Source organism: Corynebacterium sp. MSK310 (genome assembly GCF_030227355.1).
GTDB classification, from domain to species: Bacteria; Actinomycetota; Actinomycetes; order Mycobacteriales; family Mycobacteriaceae; genus Corynebacterium; species Corynebacterium rhinophilum.
This window is the reverse complement of the sequence record NZ_JASPFZ010000001.1, coordinates 111365-130739: the sequence shown is the minus strand read 5'-3', so window position 1 is coordinate 130739 and position 19375 is coordinate 111365. Positions and strand designations below refer to the sequence as shown.

18 protein-coding genes are annotated in these 19375 nt (G+C 58.7%); 2 read left to right on the top strand and 16 right to left on the bottom strand.

Annotated elements, in window-relative coordinates; genetic code table 11:
- Positions 1 to 2: 2 nt before the first annotated feature.
- The 15 genes from QP891_RS00610 to rimM all read right to left on the bottom strand — a co-directional run bounded on the left by QP891_RS00610 (position 3) and on the right by rimM (position 14822).
- On the bottom strand, positions 3 to 920 hold the full coding sequence (locus QP891_RS00610) for a tyrosine recombinase XerC (RefSeq protein WP_284769591.1): 918 nt from the start codon (positions 918 to 920) through the stop codon (positions 3 to 5).
- A gap of 22 nt (positions 921 to 942) precedes the next feature.
- Positions 943 to 2124 carry a DNA-processing protein DprA gene (dprA, locus tag QP891_RS00605; RefSeq protein WP_284769590.1) on the bottom strand — a complete coding sequence of 394 codons (1182 nt, stop codon included), beginning with the start codon at positions 2122 to 2124 and terminating at the stop codon, positions 943 to 945.
- A complete protein-coding gene (locus QP891_RS00600; RefSeq protein ID WP_284769589.1) occupies positions 2121 to 3686 on the bottom strand; it encodes a YifB family Mg chelatase-like AAA ATPase in 1566 nt (521 codons plus the stop codon). The genes dprA and QP891_RS00600 overlap by 4 nt, the downstream gene beginning before the upstream one ends.
- A complete protein-coding gene (locus QP891_RS00595; RefSeq protein ID WP_284769588.1) occupies positions 3673 to 4071 on the bottom strand; it encodes a YraN family protein in 399 nt (132 codons plus the stop codon). The genes QP891_RS00600 and QP891_RS00595 overlap by 14 nt, the downstream gene beginning before the upstream one ends.
- 183 nt (positions 4072 to 4254) lie before the next feature.
- The gene (locus QP891_RS00590) at positions 4255 to 4560 is read right to left on the bottom strand and encodes a DUF2469 domain-containing protein (RefSeq protein ID WP_005278666.1); all 306 of its coding nucleotides are present in this window, start codon (positions 4558 to 4560) and stop codon (positions 4255 to 4257) included.
- Positions 4561 to 4622: 62 nt separating this feature from the next.
- The gene (locus QP891_RS00585; RefSeq protein WP_284769799.1) at positions 4623 to 5273 is read right to left on the bottom strand and encodes a ribonuclease HII; all 651 of its coding nucleotides are present in this window, start codon (positions 5271 to 5273) and stop codon (positions 4623 to 4625) included.
- Entirely contained in the window at positions 5251 to 5988 is a 738-nt protein-coding gene (gene lepB, locus QP891_RS00580; RefSeq protein WP_284769587.1) for a signal peptidase I, read from the bottom strand. Before lepB (QP891_RS00580) ends, QP891_RS00585 begins: the two co-directional genes overlap by 23 nt.
- A complete protein-coding gene (gene lepB / locus QP891_RS00575) occupies positions 5966 to 6661 on the bottom strand; it encodes a signal peptidase I (RefSeq protein ID WP_284769798.1) in 696 nt (231 codons plus the stop codon). Before lepB (QP891_RS00575) ends, lepB (QP891_RS00580) begins: the two co-directional genes overlap by 23 nt.
- A gap of 245 nt (positions 6662 to 6906) precedes the next feature.
- Positions 6907 to 7251, bottom strand: a complete 345-nt coding sequence (rplS, locus tag QP891_RS00570) for a 50S ribosomal protein L19 (protein ID WP_005278655.1) — start codon at positions 7249 to 7251, stop codon at positions 6907 to 6909.
- Positions 7252 to 7422: 171 nt separating this feature from the next.
- Positions 7423 to 9630, bottom strand: coding sequence for a YhgE/Pip family protein (locus tag QP891_RS00565; protein WP_284769586.1), 2208 nt, complete (start codon positions 9628 to 9630; stop codon positions 7423 to 7425).
- A gap of 255 nt (positions 9631 to 9885) precedes the next feature.
- The gene (locus QP891_RS00560) at positions 9886 to 12210 is read right to left on the bottom strand and encodes a Tex family protein (RefSeq protein WP_284769585.1); all 2325 of its coding nucleotides are present in this window, start codon (positions 12208 to 12210) and stop codon (positions 9886 to 9888) included.
- A 159-nt stretch (positions 12211 to 12369) separates the two neighbouring features.
- Complete coding sequence (locus QP891_RS00555) at positions 12370 to 12960, bottom strand: hypothetical protein (RefSeq protein ID WP_284769584.1); 591 nt, start codon at positions 12958 to 12960, stop codon at positions 12370 to 12372.
- A gap of 97 nt (positions 12961 to 13057) precedes the next feature.
- Positions 13058 to 13432, bottom strand: coding sequence for a hypothetical protein (locus QP891_RS00550; RefSeq protein ID WP_284769583.1), 375 nt, complete (start codon positions 13430 to 13432; stop codon positions 13058 to 13060).
- 5 nt (positions 13433 to 13437) lie between these two features.
- A complete protein-coding gene (trmD, locus tag QP891_RS00545; RefSeq protein WP_284769582.1) occupies positions 13438 to 14328 on the bottom strand; it encodes a tRNA (guanosine(37)-N1)-methyltransferase TrmD in 891 nt (296 codons plus the stop codon).
- Positions 14325 to 14822, bottom strand: a complete 498-nt coding sequence (gene rimM, locus QP891_RS00540) for a ribosome maturation factor RimM (RefSeq protein WP_284769581.1) — start codon at positions 14820 to 14822, stop codon at positions 14325 to 14327. Before rimM ends, trmD begins: the two co-directional genes overlap by 4 nt.
- A gap of 541 nt (positions 14823 to 15363) precedes the next feature.
- Here rimM and QP891_RS00535 point away from each other — a divergent pair.
- Positions 15364 to 16062: a TetR/AcrR family transcriptional regulator gene (locus QP891_RS00535; RefSeq protein ID WP_284769580.1), complete on the top strand. Its 699-nt coding sequence runs from the start codon at positions 15364 to 15366 to the stop codon at positions 16060 to 16062.
- 150 nt (positions 16063 to 16212) lie between these two features.
- Here QP891_RS00535 and rpsP read toward each other — a convergent pair whose 3' ends face one another.
- A complete protein-coding gene (rpsP, locus tag QP891_RS00530; protein WP_005283672.1) occupies positions 16213 to 16713 on the bottom strand; it encodes a 30S ribosomal protein S16 in 501 nt (166 codons plus the stop codon).
- A 357-nt stretch (positions 16714 to 17070) separates the two neighbouring features.
- On the opposite strand from rpsP, the gene QP891_RS00525 reads away from it, so the two are divergent.
- A complete protein-coding gene (locus tag QP891_RS00525; RefSeq protein WP_284805802.1) occupies positions 17071 to 19338 on the top strand; it encodes an acyltransferase family protein in 2268 nt (755 codons plus the stop codon).
- Positions 19339 to 19375: the final 37 nt, after the last annotated feature.

Below are 19375 nucleotides of genomic sequence, written 5' to 3'. Positions count from 1 at the left end.
ACTCAGGCCCGCGGGTGCGCCTGGGAATAGACCTGCTTTAACCGCTTTGCGGAGACATGCGTATAAATCTGTGTGGTACTCAAGGATGAATGGCCCAGTAGCTCTTGGACCACGCGCAGATCCGCCCCGCCTTCTAGGAGGTGAGTAGCCGCAAGGTGGCGCACCCCGTGCGGTGTTAGCCCGCTTGTGCCCGTAACCGCTGCGGCTTTTTCCACGATACGTCGCACCTGGCGCTGATCAATGCGCGCTCCCCTACTGCCCACAAAAATGGCCTGGGTATCTCCCCGCGCCAGTTCTTTGCGCCCGCCATCTATCCACTGCTGCAGGGCATCGGTTGCGGCGGTACCGAAGGGCACGACCCTTTGCTTGTTTCCCTTACCAGTAACGCGCGCGGTGGAACGCTTAAAGTCCACGTCCCCGATATCGAGGCGGGCCAATTCCGCAACGCGCATTCCGGTGGCATAGAGCAGCTCCAAAATGGCGCTATCGCGCTGAAAATGGGCTTCATCGACTGAAACGGCGTTGCCCACAAGTTCACCCGCCTGTTGCGGCGCCATGACCGTTGGGAGATGCTGGCCCACCTTCGGTGTTACCAATCGTGCCGCGACATCACGGCTTAGGTAGCCTTCCCTTTCCGCCCAGGTAGAAAAGGCTTTAACTGAGGCAGTCCTGCGTGCCAGCGTTGCGCGCGCTTTGCCTTCTGCAAGCGCGTTGCCCAGCCACTGCCGCAGGTTATTGAGGTTAAAGTCCGCAAAAGTATCGATGTCTTGGGCCAGGTTTTTTAAGTCCGCGCGGTAGCCACGCACCGTAGCCTCCGCACGGCCTTTGACCTGGAGCTGGAAGTCCGCAAAATTTTCGATGGCCTCATCCATTTGCCCCACCGGAGCATTGCTTTCTGCAGCCTTCCGTTTATCACTCATACCCCATGAGTTTACTTTCTTTTCAGCCCATCTCTAAGCGAACCCAGTTATTTCCTTCCCGCACGATCACGCACATTTTCTCTAGGGTAAGCAATAAGTGGATAGTAAGAGGAAGGCGGAATCCCGCGTCGCGTGCAATATCTTCAGCGGTGGCTGCAGGGCGTCCCGGCGGCGGGGTCGCATCAAAAACACGTAACTCATTCCGCGATAGCCGCTGCGTTAAGGACGCCGCAAAATTCATCTCATATTGCGCCTCCGGATCGACCGTCCCGGCGCGGCTGACTAGGGCGCGAACTTCATCGGCGCTGGCGACCAACTGGGCCCGCCCGTCTTGGATGCGCTGGTGGCACCCGAGCGAGCCGCTCGTCGTAATTGGTCCCGGCACGGCCATGGCAACGCGCCCTAAAGCTTCCGCCCAGTTGAGGGTATTAAGCGCGCCGGAACGATACGCGGCTTCCATGACCACGATTCCTTGACTCAGCGCTGCAACAAGGCGGTTGCGAATAAGGAAGCGATGCCGCTTGGGTGCTGTCTTGGGGGCGAATTCGGAGACGATGCAGCCATTATCGGCAATCTGATCGAAGAGTCCACCATTGCGGGCCGGATAATTCTTGTCGATTCCGCATGCGGCTACCGCAACGGTGCGTCCCGCATTGTGTAAGGCGGTCTCATGCGCCACCGTATCTACTCCCAAGGCGCCGCCGGAGACGATCGTCCATTCGTGGTTTACCAGGCCTGAGACCACGCTTTGGGTTGCCTGCCACCCATAGCGCGAAATGGCGCGCGTGCCCACGATTCCTACGGCCTGCCATACCTCGGGTTTGAGTGCTGAGCCGCGTACCCACAAGCTATGTGGCGGCACTGCTTGTTCATCGAATGTGGCCGGCGCGTCCGCGCCATTCTGGTAGAAACCGAAGGCAGAAGAGAATTCCTCTGTCGGCCACTCCGGGCTATCGGCCGTAATCAAGCGCGCCCCTACGCGCTCTGCCGCAGCGAGATCTTCTTTTTGCCGCACCCAATCAAACCGCGAGGCGGTGCGGGCCAAAAGCGGCCCGATCCAATCGGCTCGGTGATAAATCCCGTGGGCAATCTCTTCCGCCGAATGGTGCTCCAGCAAGGCCTGCAAGGAGGCAGACGGGCCCTCAACCACGCGATTGAGATATACCCACGTGGCAAGTGGAGTCGATAAATCAAGCTCACTCATGCCGAAATCCTCCCCACCGTCTGGCTCGAGCGAAGGTCGAGGGCTTGGCCCACTTCCGCAAGATCCGGCCTAGAGCTTCCGTGCAGATCGGCCAAGGTCCACGACACGCGCAGGACGCGGTCGATACCGCGCTGCGAAATCTCGCCCTCGGCTAAGTAGGCAGACAGCATGATCATCGCGGACTCGGAAGCTGGGCGGTGTCGGCGCAAATAGGACGAGGACACGGCGCCATTGACGCGTGCCGGAATGTCATCAGCTGCCCAGCGTGCCCGGGCGCGGTCACGGGCTGCGGCGACGCGCTCAGCAATGGCGGAAGATGATTCTTCGCCCTCCGCGTTAATGGTGGCTGACTGCCCAGACAGGGTGACCACCATGTCCAAGCGGTCACGCAAGGGCCCAGACAGGTTCGATAGATAATTAAGCCGGTCATGCGGATTGCAGGTGCATTTAGAGGGATCCTCGGCAGCGCACCGGCAGGGATTGGCGGCCATAATGAGCTGGAAACGCGCCGGGTAGTCTATTTCTTGCTGCGCGCGTGCCAGGCGGACATGGCCTTCTTCTAAAGGCGCCCGCATGCCGTCGAGGACCGGTGCGCTTACCTCGCTGACTTCATCGAGGAAGAGCACCCCATTATGGGCCAGGCTCACCGCACCTGGGCGAGGATGGCCACTTCCACCACCAAGGAGCGCTGCGCGGGTGACCGAAGAGTGCGGGGCGATGAAGGGAGCATGGGAGACCACTTCTCCGGGGGTTCCTGTCAGCGAGTGGATAGCGGTGGTTTCTACCATCTGGTCTGGGCTCAGGTCCGGAAGGATGCTAGGCAGGCGCGAGGCGATCATGGATTTTCCCGAGCCCGGTGGGCCGATCATCAACAGGTGGTGTCCACCGGCAGCGGCGACTTCTGCCGCCCACTTCGCATGGTGCTGCCCGGCTATATCGCAATAGTCGAGCCGTTCCTGTGTGGGTGCCGGTGCGGGGTGGTCAGAGCAGCACTCGGCTGCGCGAGGCAGGTCACGCTCTCCTAGCGCCCACGCAAAGGCATCAAAGAGCGTGGCTGCAACCAAGACATTCATATCGGGCACGAGGGTGGCCTCGGCGGCATTTCCTGGCGGAATAACCAGCGTGTTAATGCCCTCCTCGCGGGCGGCAAGAAGTGCTGGGATAATGCCGGGGACTGCTCTAACCGTGCCGTCCAGCCCCAGTTCCCCGAGCACCAAGGTTTCTTCGAGAACCCGGCTGGGTGCCTGCACGAAGCGCGCGTAATCAGCGCCGTGCTGTTCTACGTGGGCGGCGAGAATCGCAAGGGCCATGGGCAGGTCAAAGTGGGAGCCTGATTTTGGTAAAGAGGCCGGCGACATGGACACGATGACCTTGGTTTTCGGCCACGGCAGGCGGGAGTTCGCGGCGGCGGTCTTGATGCGGTCGCGGGATTCAGATATCGCAGTATCCGCATGCCCCACCACATGGATTCCGGGAAGCCCGTGCCCCACATTCGCTTCGACGTTGATAACGCGGGCGAGCACGCCGTGTAGGGAGACTGCTAAACATTTACCGAGAGCCATCGTCGACCCCCGTAAAGTGTTCTAGCTCAAAGCCCTCGTTTTTGGCCACGAGGGCTATGACATCAAAGCGCACTGTGGAAAGTGGCTTGCCATCTAACCATTGGACGGCGGCCCTGCGCATGCGCGAAAGCTTGTGTGGAGTTACGGCCTCAGCTATGCCAAAGCTCGCTGTAGAGCGGGTTTTCACCTCGACGAAGACGATAGTGCCATCTGGCTCGCGGGCGATCAGATCGATTTCTCCCACGCGGTAGCTAACGTTTGCGGCGATGATCTCGGATCCCCGCTGGCGGAGGTAGCGCGCGGCAAATGATTCGCCCCGCTTGCCTAGCTGTTGTCTATACCGAGGATGTTTCGTGGCCAAGTGTTTATCTGATGCAAATTGCATGTGCGGTGTCCTTTTCTTTCGTGCTGTTTTGTACTGCACGCACAGAACACCGCAGGATGCGGGCAGGCTACAAGCCCGAAAACCAGAAAACCGCCGCAGCTGTGAATAACTTCGACATCACGAAGAGTTATCCACAGCTGCGGCGGAATGCAGCGGGCGCCGAGTTGACAGGCGCGCTAAGCCCTAGTCCGGCATGATGAAATCCGGCTTATCCAATTCCTCGATATTGACGTCCTTGTAGGTAATGACGCGAACGTAGCGCACAAAGCGCGCGGAACGATACATATCCCATACCCAGGCATCGGACATGCGCACCTCGTAGTACACATCGGGCCCGGCGGTATGGGGAATCAGTTCTACGGCATTGGCCAGGTAGAAACGACGCTCGGTTTCTACGACATAAGAAAACTGGCTGACGACATCGCGATATTCGCGGTAAAGGGACAGCTCTACCTCTGCCTCGTAGTTTTCGAGTTCCTCTGCACTCACTGTGGACCTCCAAAAGATGGGATAGCTCGCCCTAGCTTAGCGCGCAGAAACCACAATTTTCGCTAGGCACGCGCAGTGAATTGGGCATGGGCGCGCTGCACATTGCTGTAGCTCATGCGGTGTTCCGGGCTCGCCCCCAAAGCGGCAATCGCGGCCTCGTGCGCCTTGGTGCCATAGCCCTTATGCCCAGCCAAGCCATAGCCCGGAAAACGCTCATCCAGATCCCGCATGAGGTGATCCCGGCTTACCTTGGCCAACACGCTTGCCGCCGCAATGCATCGCGCCGCCGCATCCCCGCCAATAATGGGCAGGTGAGGTTGGGTAAGGCCGGGGATATAGAGGGCATCGGAAAGCACATAGCCTGGGCGCTTGTCCAGGCGCGCTACCGCCCTGCGCATGCCTGAGGTATTCGCGTGCTGGATGCCGCGCTTGTCGATGTCCCCTGCCGCAATATGGACCACCGACCAGTCCACAGCCTTGTCTTTAATGATGGGAAAGAGCTTTTCTCGTTGGCGGGGCGTGAGCTTCTTGGAATCGGTTAAGGTATCCAATTCTCCCACGATGCGCTCGGGCAGGATGCAGGCGGCGATGGTGATGGGGCCACAGCACGCACCGCGGCCGGCTTCATCCACCCCAGCGACGGGGCCGAGCCCCGCTCGGGCCAGCGCCACCTCAAAGGTGCGCTGCTGTTTAAGCCGCCGCATTCTGGATATCCGGATCGTCGATGCCACCAAAGCGCGATACGGGCAAGACCACGGCTTCTACCTTGCCGCGCACATTATCGACCGGCACGGTGCCTTGCAGGTGATCTCCGATGTGCGCGCGGGAATCAAGGGAATTGGTGCGGTTATCCCCCATGACCCACATATTGCCTTCCGGGACGGTCACGGGGCCAAAGTACTCGCCGCCACAAGCCTGCGAGCCGGAGCCAGGATCCACCGGAATCTCGGGAGGATCCAACGTGAAGCTCTGATCTATCGGTGCGCCATCCACCATCACCGCGGAATCGCCCTCTTCGCACTTGACCGTCTGGCCCTCGGTAGCGATAACGCGCTTGACCAGGATATTTTCCCCATTGGGCAAAAGCCCCACGGATGCAAGGGCATTTTGGGCACCGCGCACCAGCACGTTTTCGGAGCGCTGAACTTCAAATTCGGTATTCCAGGATTCGGGTCCTTCAAAAACCACGACATCGCCTGGATCTGGGTCGTGGAAGTAATAGCTCATCTTCTGCACCGCGATGCGGTCATTATCGCAGCCAGTACAGCCATGCAGCGTGGGTTCCATCGACGCGGAGGGAATGACATACATCCGGCCGACGAAAGCCTGCAGTAGGACTAAGAGCACGAAGCCGCCTATGACCGGTGCGAGGAAATCACGGGTGCGCAGGCGCTGTTGTTGCGGCTTAGCTTTGGATGTCTGGGTCATCGACCCCACCAATGCGGTTGAACGGCCAGAATACGAACTGCACCTTTCCGCGCACATTCTCTACGGGGATCGTGCCGTGGAAATTATCACCCATGTGGTAACGCGAATCAGCAGACGCGGTGCGGTTATCCCCCATGACCCAGATATTATCTTCGGGCACCTTCACCGGGCCGAAATACGGGCCGCCGCAGGCTTCCGATCCGGTCGACTCATCCACTGGGTAGGTCGGCGGATCCTGTACGTAGTCCTGGTTGATGGGCTTGCCATCCACCATGACGGCGGGATCGCCCTCTTGGCACGACACCGTCTGCCCACCGGTGGCGATAACGCGCTTGACCAGGGTATTTTCATCTGGCGGTGCCAGGGAAATAAAGCTCAACGCATCCTGGATGCCATGAATGACGGAATTGGATGAGCGCGGAGACACGTAACTCCCATTCCAGTCGTCCGTGCCCTTAAAGACCACAACGTCTCCTGGCTCTGGGCCCTTATCGCCGTAGTAGGAGACCTTTTCTGTAAAGATGCGGTCATTTGTGCATCCCTCACAGCCGTGCAGTGTCGGCTCCATGGATCCTGAGGGAATCACGTATTGGCGGCCAATGAAGTTTTGGAATAGCCCCACGACCACCAGCACGGAAATGACGACCACGAGCGTCTCCAGCCACCACGGCATTTGTTTTTTCTCCGTGGCTACCTTCTCCGTGGCCGCTTCTTTGCCCTGCGAGATGCTTTCGTTATTCACCCGTCAGATCCTAGCAACTGCATGCCCGCAATACGGATTGGCTCCCGTGACTGCGGGGCGATTCACAGGAAATCGAAATGATTTGAAGAGACCGCAATAAAAATCTCCCTCCCTTTCCCGGCACTGTGGATGTGGGAAAGGAAGGGAGAAAAACGCTGCGCGCAGCGGCGCTAGAACTAGCGACGCTCCTTGATGCGAGCCTTCTTGCCGCGCAGATCGCGCAGGTAGTACAGCTTCGCACGGCGGACGCGGCCGCGGCGGGAGACCTTGATGGACTCGAGGTTCGGGGAGTGAACCGGGAAGGTACGCTCTACGCCGATACCGAAGGACACCTTACGCACGGTGAAGGTCTCGCGAATACCGGAGCCCTGGCGGCGGATGCAGATGCCCTTGAAGAGCTGTGCACGCTCGTTGTTACCCTCAATAACCTTGACATTGACGTCGAGGGTATCGCCGGGGCGGAAGGACGGGATGTCGTCGCGCAGCTGTGCTGCATCGACCTTGTCGATAATGTTGGTCATACCAATATTCCTTTTCAGTTTGGGACAGAGGACCCTGGCGGCTTGAAGCCTGACCGGTTCGTGCCCGTTACATAGAACGATGAACTATTTTTCCATAGGAACCGGCCAATTCCAAATTCCTCTGCTTCGCAGATTTACTACCCTACCTGGGGCGAACGGGCCGGGCGCAGCTTAGGCAGGCATGGGAGAGCGGAAGCGGGAATGGTGCTCATCGAGGATCTTCGCCGTGCCCAGGTGCCGTGCTCGGAAGACGAGGTACGAGGCCCCCACCGCAATCACCGTGATGCCAAAGAGGATGATAATCCCGCTCCAGAACGTTCCATCATGAATGCCATCGGTGGCGCGGGTAAAGGCATCCTTGGCGTAGGACATCGGGTGGAAGGGGTGCAGCAGGCTCAGCGCACGCGGAATCGCCACGACCGGCCATACCCCGCCAAAGACCATGACGCCCAGGGCGAAGGCGCCGGCGGCAAAGATCGAACCAATCTTGCGCCCGAAGGTAACCAGGAAGAACTGGTAGGTCGCAGCACCTACAGCGGATATCGCAGCAAGTACGAGCGCGATCATGGACCAACTTGCCGGCTGCCATCCCAGGGTAGAAGACATCAGGGCCATAAACGCTAGTACGAGGAAGTTCAGCCCGGTCAGCGCGGCAAAGGCGCCGAAGACGCTGCGGGCAGGGCTAGTTATCCGGGCTCCCCTACGCGCCATGTAGTACGGCAGCGTCATCGCCAGCAGCAGCATCACGAGGAAGCCGAATACGAGCACGAAGAGCATGGAGGCGCCGCCGGTAATATTCTTCTCGGTCGGGTCCGCTGGGTTTACCACCGTTTGCACGGGGTGGACATTGGATGCGGTGAAGTTGATGGGTACCGCCATATTTTGCGCGGAATCCTCAGGACGGGAAACGGTGGGAGCTTTAGCTGCACCTTCGGCAAGCTTCGTGGATAGTTCGCCAGAGCCTTCCTTGAGGCGATCCATGCCGCCCTTCAGCTCAGCTCCGCCTTCTGCCAGCCGGCCGGTGCCCTCCTTAAGCGCGCCCGTGCCATCGTGGAGGCGAGATGCGCCATCCTGCAGGCGGGACGCGCCGTCCTGCAGCTGCGAGGTACCGTCACTAAGCTTCCCGACTCCGCCGCGCAGTTCCTTGATGCCATCGGACAGGCGGTGTGCCCCGCCGTTCAGTGTGGTAAGGCCGCCCAGATATTCCGATTGCGGATCGGACAGGTTGTAGTGCAACTGGCCGGTACCTGCGGAAAGCTTTTCCAGCTGGCCCACCATATTCCCACTCGATGCGGGATCAAGCTTGGATACGAGCGAATAAAGCTGGTCTGCTTGTTGGGTCATGCCGAGCCCGCGCAGAATGTCTACCAGCTGGGTAAGACCAGGCACCACGGCTTGGGCTTGTTTCAGCACTGGGATGAGCATGCCCGTGAGCTGATTGACACCGGCATCGATTTGGCCCGCACCATCGGCGAGGCGGCCGGTACCGGCAAGGAGCTTATCGGAGCCATCGGCAAGCCGGGTGGCACCTTCATCGAGGCGCGCGGCGCCATCGCTCAGCCGGCCCGCACCATCATTCAACTGGCCGACGCCATCATTGAGCCGCGTCGTTCCGTTGAGGAGCTCGGCCGTGCCGTTATTAAGCGTTCCCGCACCGTTGTCGAGCTTGTTAATTCCGTCAATCGCGCGCCCGCCGCCCTCTTGCAGCTTGCCGACGCCTTCATCGAGTCGCCCCGCGCCGTCCGCGGCATTGTTCAGGCCGTCGCTCAACTTAGTAAGCCCTTCGATGACCTGGTCAGCGTACTTTTTGGAAATGGCGTTTTCCACGCTGGTTTGCACCTGCGGAATAAGGCTGGAGGAAATCACTGAGCCATTCGTGCCGTAGTAGTCATTGGTAGCGAAGTTTATCTCAGGCTTTTCGGGCTTTTCGCTGATAATGGTGACGGCTTGTTCGGAAAAGTTCTTCGGGATCGTCACCACCATCAAATACTTGCCCTTGACCAGGCCCTCATCGCCGTCGTTCTTATTGACCTCAGAGAAGTTGAGGTAATCGGTATCCAGCAAGCCCTTGACCACCTGGTCGCCATAGTTGGTGTGCTTGCCCTGCTTATCCACGCCCGCATCTTCATTGACCACGGCAAGGTCAATATTGCGCATGTACTTGGATGGATCCCACATAGCCCACATCATGGTTCCGGCCACGATGATGGGAGCAACGAGGAGGAATACGATAAGCACCCGCGACAAAGCGCTGCGCGGGCGCCAATCCAAGAGGCGGTGCCAGCCCAGCACTCCCCGGCCCTTGGGTTCCTCGCCGCTTATCGAAGGCATCTCTGCGGTGTCCCCGGCACCTTGACCGCTATCGGCCGCACGACTCATAGTTGTCTCCTTATGGCAGTAGTTCAGCGTCCCCCTTGCCCCGCTCTACTCAGCAGTGCCTCGCTGGAACAGGAGAAGAAGGACGCCATTTACTTAGTTTTGCCAAACTTACCATTAATGGACGCGGGAGTCCGCATCGACTGCGAAGTGGCGGTCATATTTTTCGGCGCATGCGCGGTTGGCGGTGAAATTTCCCCACCGCCGCCTCAGGCAGCGGCCCACCTTGCGGTACCGGTAGGCCGCTGCACAGAGAAGTTAGAAGCCGGCCTTCTTCAGGGCATCGGCCATGGTCCCCTTGGCTGCCGGGCGCCCGCGGGAGCCTCCACGATCGGAGTTGCGGCCACCCTTCTTCCCCGCTGCGCGCGAGGGTTTTTGACCGCCGCGTTTGCCGGATCCGCGCGGCGAATCGCCGCCGCGACGCTTCGGCGCAGGCTGGCCTGGTTCATCATCCAGCCGCAGCGACAGGCCGATGCGCTGGCGATCAACGTCAACCTCCATCACCTTGACCTTGACCACCTGGCCAGAGCGCACGACCTCATGGGGATCAGAAACGAACTGATGGCTCATGGCAGAGACATGGACGAGGCCATCTTGGTGCACGCCGACATCGACAAACGCACCAAAGGCCGCCACGTTGGTGACCGTGCCCTCTAAAACCATGCCCGGAGTAAGGTCAGAGACCTTATGTACGCCTTCTTTAAAGGTGGCGGTCTTAAACTCAGGGCGCGGATCGCGGCCCGGCTTATCTAGCTCGGCGATGATATCGCTCACAGTTGGGATACCGAAGGTCTCGTCCGCAAAATCGGCGGGATCCAGCTTGTCCAGCACCCGGTTATTGCCAATGAGCTCGCCGATGCCCAGCCCCGTCTGCTCCGCAATCCTTGTCACGATGGGATAGGCCTCGGGGTGAACCGCCGACGCATCGAGCGGGTCCGCTCCCCCATTAATGCGCAGGAAGCCGGCGGATTGTTCAAAGGCCTTCGGGCCTAAGCGCGGCACCTTCTTCAGCTCCTTGCGGGTAGCAAAAGAGCCATTGTCATCGCGGTAGGCCACGATATTGGCGGCGATGGTGGGGTTAACACCCGCCACGCGCTCCAATAGCGGCGCCGAGGCCGTATTGAGGTCGACGCCGACGCCATTGACGGCGCTTTCTACCACGCCATCCAACGTCCGGGCCAGCGACGTCTGGTTCACATCGTGCTGATACTGGCCCACTCCGATGGCCTTAGGATCGATTTTCACCAGCTCTGCCAGCGGATCCTGCAGGCGCCGGGCAATAGAGACCGCCCCGCGCAGCGAGACATCCATATCGGGGAATTCCTCCGCCGCCAGCTGCGATGCGGAGTAGACCGATGCGCCGGATTCGGAAACCACGACGGGCGTCGGCCGCTGACCCCCAGCCTGTTTGAGCAGGTCAGCAATCTCGTGCGCGAGCTTTTCTGTTTCCCTGGAGGCAGTGCCATTGCCGATGGCCATAAGGTCAACCGAGTGCCGCGCGCACAGTGTGGACAGGGTCTGTACCGCCTGCGACCACTGGTTTTGCGGCTGATGGGGATAGACGATGGTGGTATCGAGCACCTTGCCCGTTTTATCCACCACGGCGCATTTGGTGCCGTTGCGGTAGCCCGGGTCAAGGCCGATGGTGGCGCGCTGGCCCGCGGGGGCGGCAAGCAGCACATCGCGCAGGTTCGTGGCAAAGACCTTGAGCGCGCCTTCTTCTGCTACTTCTTTCAAGCGCATGCGCACATCTAGGCTGGAAGAAACATACAGCTTGGTGCGCCATCCCCAGTGCACGGCGTTATCCAACCACGCGGAGCTGCGTTCCAACTCGAACCGATCCGCGATGAGGTTCTCGTAGTCGGCGTCGTCACCGGCATCGAGGTGCAGCTGCAGCACTCCCTCGTTCTCCCCGCGCAGGAGTGCCAGAATGCGGTGGGAAGGAAGCGAAGAAAAAGGTTCGTTGAAGTCGAAGTAATCCTTGAACTTCGCCCCCTCGGCTTCCTTTCCTTCCACCACCTGCGCCTGCATGGCACCCTGGTTAAACATGCGCTCGCGCACACTGCCTACCAAGTCTGCATCGAGCGCGAAGCGATCGATAAGAATGGAGCGCGCCCCCTCTAGCGCCTTCTTGGTATCCGCGAAACCTTCCGTAAGAAAACCCTGTGCCAGTTCCTCCGGCTGGGCCTGCGGCTGCGCAATCAATATGTCGGTCAGCTCTTCCAAGCCGGCTTCGCGCGCGATATCCGCCTTTGTCTTGCGCCGCTTTTTATACGGCAGATACAAATCCTCAAGCCGGGCTTTGGTATCGCAGGCAAGGATCTGGCTGCGCAGGTCATCGCTAAGCTTGCCCTGCTCATCGATGGCGGCAAGGATTGTCTCTTTGCGCTCTTCTAGCTCACGCAGGTAGGTGGCCCTCTCTTCGATGGTGCGCAGTTGGGCATCATCCAAACCACCCGTGACCTCCTTGCGATAGCGCGCAATGAAAGGCACCGTATTTCCCTCCGCAAGGAGCTTCAGCGCCGTCGAAACCTGGGTTTCTTGAGCGCCGATCTCCGCCGCGATGGTGGCCGCAATATTCACGTAGATTCCTCACACTTCTATTTCACAGCTTGGTATGGGACCCACCCAATCTACCGCATGCCTTTTCCATCGCCCCGGCTTGCCACCGCAGGGCACACAAAAATCCTCTTCCTCCCGCACGCTGAAAGCAGGAAGAAGAGGAGCAAAAGACGCGCTATTTTAGTGGATGACTACCTGGGCCCTATCGCCGCCAGAGCAGCTCACCCTCGAGGAGTTCCCGGAGCAGTACATCGTATAGGTACCACCGGTAGTCGGTGAATAGACGCTCAAGGTGACATCCGTTCCGCCACCGGACACCCAGTTATTCATAAAGGTGTTGTAGACATTTTTCGCAAATGCTTCTGACGTTTTACTGGTGGCAGCGTAATAGCTCGTGTAGTCGCCCCACGAGTGCCCATTGCCGCTGCTTACAGGTGCCTGAGCTGGGGCGGGCGCAGGTGCCTGCTCAGTCTTGGTCACGGTAGCTTCACTACCCGACGACTTCTCGTCGTCCTTGTCATCAACGCTTGTGGAGTCCGCCTTTTGCTGAAATTGGGTTTCCTGCGCGGTGGCGTTGGAATTATCGCCATTTCCCTGCACGAAAAAGACTGCCGCAGCGGCAATGGCAAGAAGTGCCACAACTCCCAAAATGATCGCCGCAATCATGGCCCCATTCCCGCGGCTTTGTTGCGGCTGAAAATACGCGGGGTACTGGTTGTACTGCGGCTGTTGGTTGTATCCGCCAAAATCATTTCCATTGGGAGAAGTCATGCGAGAGAGTCCTTGGAGAGCAAGTAAAAATGCGAGTGTGTGCTGCACTTACAGTAGCACTACCCAGCACCGATACAAGTTTCTCTAGCGACTTTTCCTAATTTTCTTCGCTGGATTCAACGCTCCATACCGGCTCGGCCGACCACGCGAATTCGGTATGCCCGATTTCTGTACTTCCCAACCACGCCGCGGTGGCCGGCAAGCACTCAGCAACCATCGGCGCGAGGGAGGGCAGGGCTGCTGTGGTATCGCCATTGACGATGACCCGCCACAGCGGCGTGCCCTCCGCTGCGGTTCCATTGCTGAATTCATATTCTTGGGCCAATGGGCTATCTTTCGGCGGCGACGGGGAAACTACGGTGGCAAAAATATTTACCGGCACAAAACCTGCATCGCGCAGTTTCTCCGGCATATCAGCCAGGCTTTCTTCCCATTCTTCCTGGCTCATCAGCACAGAAAGATCCACGCTCACCCGCACTACTGTGCCTTGCCTTTCGGTTCACGCTCGCTCAATTGCGCTACAAATGCCTTATCCGCCTTACTCAATTCCACCTGATCCAATAACTCCGGGCGGCGCTGCCACGTGCGCTCCAACGCTTGTTCCCTGCGCCACCGATCTACCAGACCATGATTTCCAGAAGTCAAAACCTCCGGCACCGCAAGCCCGCGCCACTCGCGCGGTTTGGTATAGCTCGGGCCTTCCAATAGGCCATCTGAAAAGGAATCCTCTTCATGCGAGCGCTTATTACCCAATACCCCGGGGATAAGGCGGACTACGGCTTCTGCGATCACCAATACGGCGACCTCCCCGCCAATGAGCACATAATCCCCGATGGATACTTCCCGAACGCGGTAGCGCTTCTTTGCATCTTCAACCACGCGCTGGTCGATGCCTTCGTAACGTCCACAGGCAAAAACAATGTGCTCTTCGGTGGACCATGCCCGCGCATCCGCTTGGGTAAACGGCGCCCCAGCCGGGGTGGGAACCAGAAGCAGCGGAAGCTCGCCATCTTCGTTCTCACTATCTGGCTCGCCTTGTGACGCTTCAGCGTCATACGCCTGGGCTTCGACACCTTCTAATTCATCGTGGCGTGGGCGGTTGAGGTGCGGCAGGGAGGAATCGAGGGTGGGGGCGGTGGTCCCGAGTGCGACATCGTTAAGCGCAGGGCCCCATACCTCAGGTTTCATGACCATTCCTGGGCCGCCACCAAAGGGGGAGTCATCGACCGATTTATGCGCATCCGTAGCCCACTGCCGCAGATCGTGCACGCCCACCTCAAGACGGCCCTGCTCGATTGCCTTGCCTAAAAGGGCATGGCGCAGCGGCTGCAGGTATTCCGGAAAGATGGTCACGACATCGAGCCTCATAGATCCAACAACCCTTCTGGGGGTTGGATGGTGCACGAGCCGGCTTCCAAGTCCACCTCGGGGACGATGGCATGGACAAAGGGCACCAAGGCGGAGTTGCCCGAAGCCAGCTCAACCTCTAAGAGATCTTGGCTAGGCCCGTGCACGACGGAGGTCACAGAGCCGATATCTTCCCCCTCGTGGATAACGCGCAGGCCTTCGAGCTCGTGGTCATAAAAGCCCTCGTCATCATTCTCTAATGGGGCAGCGAAAAATTGGGTGCCGCGCAGGCTTTCCGCCTGTGTGCGATCGGCAATTTCCTTGCACGTCACCAAAAGCCTGCCTTTATGGCTGCGCACCGCAGAGATAGTCAACTCGTGTCCCTTGCGGCCCTGCCTTCCCCGCAGTGTTTCTCCCACCGCAAAGCGCACCTCAGGCTCATCGGTGGTGGGCTCTACCACGACTTCTCCCTTGATCCCATGCGACTTAATGACGCGCCCAATCATCAATTCCATGGCGCAGAGTTTACCGCATACACCCAGTTGCTCTTATTTCCTGCCGCGCTCCCCACAATCTCACTCTTAGGCATTACGCTTGAAGCATGAACGACTCTCCCCACCCGTCCTCCGATCCTCGCAGCGCGCATCAGGAGGCACCGAACTCCCCCTTGATCGACCTTGATCTGGTGGCTTTGGCACCTCCCACCGATCCTGAACGCGAGCGCCCTGGGGTCAAGCGAGTCTTAAACGGTGAGCGCGCAAACCTGATCCTTTTCAGTTTTGCCCCTGGTCAATCCCTGCCAGATCACAAAGCCGCCCACCCGATCACCGTGCAGGCGATACGCGGCGAAGTGAATTTCACTTGTGGGGAGAACACGGTCGCACTAGCCCCAGGTAACATTGTGCACTTACCCGCCTATATAGTGCATAGCGTTGCCGCACCCCTACCGGATGTGAACTCGGACTCACCGACAGAACAGTCAGACGGGCAACCGGCACTAATGCTTTTAACGATGCCTACAGGCTAATTGGAATACACACACCGTTAGGACAGATTTTGGATACATCGCAGTCTCATAACAAGCCTTACCACCACGGAAACCTCCACGACGAGCTGCTACGGATCGCCGTGCAATTAGGAAAGGAAAAAGGCCCCGAGGCTATTACCATCCGCGCCGTCACCCGCGCGGCAGGAGTATCCCCCACCTCGGCCTACCGGCACTTTAAGGATCAGGAAGAACTGCACGATAAGGTAGCCGAACTAGCCACCGACGAGCTCGTGCGCCGCCTTCACCACACCACCGATAAAGCTGGCAACCTCGCCTTCCCCGATCACCTCGTGCAGGTTGGGTATGCCTACCTCGAATTTGCCCTGGATGAAACGAACTTCTTCCGTTGCATGTTGGAGTGGAAGGCGCTTCGTTTTATGCTCGGCGTAGACCCCTCAACTCCCGATGATCCAAAAAGCGAGCACCTGAATCTGATTCAGCGCTACTTCGATCTCTTGGCCCGTCACACCCAAGCCCAAGGCCAAACGCCCAATAAAGAGTATTTCCTACACAATAGCTTGCTGTCTTGGTCCGCCGTCCACGGGTTTACCGTACTTGCCATTGACGGGCCCCTGTCTAAACTGCCGCGGGAGGAAATCTATCAGCTATTCAAACCCGTCGTCGCAGGCAGCTTGCGCGGGATGGATTTTAAAGATCCAGGCGATGTATACGCCAATTACCCCGAATTGCGGCCACGCTCTGAATAGCGCTAGCCACTAGCCTCAGTGGCGGCCGCGCGCTGGCCGAGCGCGCAAAATCCCCCACTCGTTATCGCGCATAAATGCAACGATGACAGGTGGGGGATGAAGCTTATGCACAGCGCCCTAATCAGTAAAGGGCGCTAGAGACCGAGCAGATTACTCTGCGGACTCCTCAGAAGCTTCTGCTTCAGCGTCTGCCTCGCCGGCAGCAGCAGCGGCAGCCTCAGCTGCAGCAGCCTCTTCAGCTTCCTTCTTCTTCTTTGCTTCTTCCTTGGCCTTCTTCTTTTCAGTGATGGCCTCGATGGTTGGGCCGTTATTAGCCTCAGCCAGCGCCTCGTTGAAGAGGTCCAGCTTGGACTTCTTCTCTTCGGCAACCTTCAAGGTGCCTTCTGCGCCCGGCAGGCCCTTGTGCTTCTGCCAGTCACCGGTGACCTTCAGTAGTGCCAAGACAGGCTCGGTAGGCTGTGCACCAACGGACAGCCAGTGCTGTGCGCGCTCGGAGTCGATCTTGATGAGGGAAGGCTCTTCCTTCGGGTGGTAGATGCCAATGTTCTCGATGACCTTGCCGCTGCGGCGGGTACGAGCATCAGCGATAACTACGCGGTATTCAGCGGCGCGGATCTTACCTACGCGCTGCAGTTTAATTTTGACAGCCATGATGGCTCCTTTTCTAGTCACTGGGCAGTTCAGACACGCGCTTTTTAGCACGCCGGTTCAACCCTTGGATTTTATCTGCGCGTGACGTACCGGCCGACCGTAGACGGGAACGGTGTTACGCAGAATGAAACGTCTCATTATCGTCAGCAGTTCACACCACTGCGATAACCCGAACCACTTTAGCGTGTGCAGGCAGTATTTTAAAATCTCCGCGTCTCCCGCATTCTACCTTGCCTCGTTATGCCTCCGAGACCATTAAAGAGTAACCTGATTAGCCGAACGTAAACCTTTGACCCAGAAGGCTTAGAAGTACGCCACGCTTGTTTCCCCATGAGCAAGCGCACGAAATGACGTTTTATGACAAATGATTCTCCACGCAACTTTCGATACCGCTATGACCTCGATGGTCTGCGCGGTATCGCAATTGGCCTCGTAGTTATCTACCACGTCTTTGTCGGTCGTGTCTCCGGCGGCGTGGATGTCTTTTTACTGCTTTCCGGTTACTTCTTTTTAGGCTCACAGCTGCGCTATGCCGGCAAGCCCAACGCGTCATTGAACCCATGGTGGCCAATCTGGCGCACGTTGCGCCGCTTGGTACCAAGCCTTGTTTTGGTCATCGGTGTGACGTATATCTTCGTGCGCCTTTTCACGCCGCAGCTCATGCGCACTGAATTTACCCAGCAAATTTCGGCAACCATGCTGTACTACCAGAACTGGGAGCTGGCGCGCCAACACGCTGACTACACTGCGGCCGCCGCCGATACTTCCCCGCTGCAGCATATGTGGTCGATGTCCGTGCAGGGCCAGTTCTACCTGATGGGCATTGCCTTTGCCCTCATCCTGGCTGCGATAATGAAATGGCGCCCGCAGCAATCTTCACTGCGCACAAGCCGCTTCCCCACGGTCAACCAAATCGCCGGCCCCATCCTCATCGTGGTGACCATCATTTCCTTTGCCTATGCCTCGCGCCATGGGCTACACGGAACTCCAGAAAACTACTACTCCACGTGGTCACGCGCCTGGGAGTTGACCCTTGGTGCGGTTCTAGCCATCTACGGTTCTGCATGGAAGATTCCTGCGCGTTTTTATGATCTGTTTACTGGCCTTGGCCTTTTCATGCTGGTCTTTACCGGCGCCATCATCGCAGAGACCACCGCCTACCCAGGACCGCTCTCGCTTTTGCCTTTGGGCGGTGCCGTGCTCATCATCTTGGGCGGTGGCGGCAAGATCTCCAAGGCCATGGCCTCTAAAAAGGCGCGCTGGCTAGGCGATGTCGCCTATCCACTGTATCTATGGCACTGGCCGCTGCTTATTTTGTCCACCTCGTACTTGGGCCAGCAGACCCCGTCGTGGTGGCTGGGCATCATTATTATTGCCATCTCCCTGCTGCTTGCAGATATCACGCATCGCTTCATCGAGCGTCCCCTGCGCCAGCACCGCAAGCGACCCTTGGCAGAGGATCTTCCAGCCCACAAGGCAGTCTCCAGTCTGTCCACCCGTGCCGGTGCCGGTCGGGCCATCGGCGGCGTCGTGGTCGCCAGCTGCGTCACGGCGCTGCTTCTCATTCAGCCGCTGTGGCTGCGCACCCTTAATATCGCCGACGCGGAAATGCTCAACCCCCAGCAATATCCCGGCGCTACCACGTTCATCAATGACATCACCCCGCCGGATGGCGTAGAGATCAAACCTGATCCCATCGTGGCTAGAGGAATCCAGCCGCCGGTTGCTGCAAACTGGTGCTTCGTGCCCGATAGCCAGCCCGCTGATTTCTTCTTTGAAACGCGCAGGGACGGCAAGACCCCCTGCATTTTCGGCGACACTACTGCCGAAAAGGAAGTCTATTTGGTGGGAGGATCCCACGCGGAGCAATACTCGTCTGCCCTCGACCGCCTCGGCCGAGAGATGGGTTTCAAGCTGGTTCCCCTCTTGCGCCAAGGTTGCCCCATCGAGCTTGGCGATGACGTCACGGTCAGCCCCGAATGCGCCGAGTGGGGTGAACTGGTCATGGACCGCATTGCCGAAGCCCAGCCAGAGTTGGTTATCTCCAATACCACCCGCCCGCAAAACGAATTCGGGCATGGCCCAGACGCTGTCCCCGCCGGCTACCAAGCCTTTTGGGAAGAACTATCCAAGCGCGATATCCCCTTCCTGGGTTTCCGCGATAACCCGTGGGGATTCGATGAGGACGGGGAGCCGCGCGAATTCGATGAGTGCTACGTTGCCACTGAGGACTCTGTGGGCTGCGGCATGCGGTTTGAGCAGGTTTACCAACCTTACGATCCAGGTGCCGTTGTTCTATCGCAGTACGAAAACATGCTGTCCCTCGATACCGCGCCGTGGTTCTGCGATGCTAATGGCGATTGCCCGGTCATCATCGGCAACACCATGGTCTACCGCGATATGCACCACATCACCAACGCCTTTGCTGATTCCGCGATGCCGATGATCCGAGAAGCCCTCACGCCCTTCTTGAACGGTGAAAAGGTCCAACAAGAGGCGCCAGAAATCTCCCCGGAAGAGGCAGAGGCAGCACTAGAGGAATCGCCAGCTGCCCCCACCACCGGTGGCACGCGGCGCGCCAACCCGGTGCCGTATCCCAATACCCTGGAAAACGACCCGGTGTAGACGCTCCCCCGCGACGGCACACACAAAGGTGGCCCAT

Excerpts from the sequence above, each read along its gene's own strand:
- QP891_RS00610 (WP_284769591.1), bottom strand. The coding sequence starts at position 920 with ATGAGTGATAAACGGAAGGCTGCAGAAAGCAATGCTCCGGTGGGGCAA.
- dprA (WP_284769590.1), bottom strand. The coding sequence starts at position 2,124 with ATGAGTGAGCTTGATTTATCGACTCCACTTGCCACGTGGGTATATCTC.
- QP891_RS00600 (WP_284769589.1), bottom strand. The coding sequence starts at position 3,686 with ATGGCTCTCGGTAAATGTTTAGCAGTCTCCCTACACGGCGTGCTCGCC.
- QP891_RS00595 (WP_284769588.1), bottom strand. The coding sequence starts at position 4,071 with ATGCAATTTGCATCAGATAAACACTTGGCCACGAAACATCCTCGGTAT.
- lepB (WP_284769587.1), bottom strand. The coding sequence starts at position 5,988 with ATGACCCAGACATCCAAAGCTAAGCCGCAACAACAGCGCCTGCGCACC.
- lepB (WP_284769798.1), bottom strand. The coding sequence starts at position 6,661 with ATGCCGTGGTGGCTGGAGACGCTCGTGGTCGTCATTTCCGTGCTGGTG.
- rplS (WP_005278655.1), bottom strand. The coding sequence starts at position 7,251 with ATGACCAACATTATCGACAAGGTCGATGCAGCACAGCTGCGCGACGAC.
- QP891_RS00565 (WP_284769586.1), bottom strand. The coding sequence starts at position 9,630 with ATGAGTCGTGCGGCCGATAGCGGTCAAGGTGCCGGGGACACCGCAGAG.
- QP891_RS00555 (WP_284769584.1), bottom strand. The coding sequence starts at position 12,960 with ATGACTTCTCCCAATGGAAATGATTTTGGCGGATACAACCAACAGCCG.
- trmD (WP_284769582.1), bottom strand. The coding sequence starts at position 14,328 with ATGAGGCTCGATGTCGTGACCATCTTTCCGGAATACCTGCAGCCGCTG.
- rimM (WP_284769581.1), bottom strand. The coding sequence starts at position 14,822 with ATGGAATTGATGATTGGGCGCGTCATTAAGTCGCATGGGATCAAGGGA.
- rpsP (WP_005283672.1), bottom strand. The coding sequence starts at position 16,713 with ATGGCTGTCAAAATTAAACTGCAGCGCGTAGGTAAGATCCGCGCCGCT.
- QP891_RS00525 (WP_284805802.1), top strand. The coding sequence starts at position 17,071 with ATGACAAATGATTCTCCACGCAACTTTCGATACCGCTATGACCTCGAT.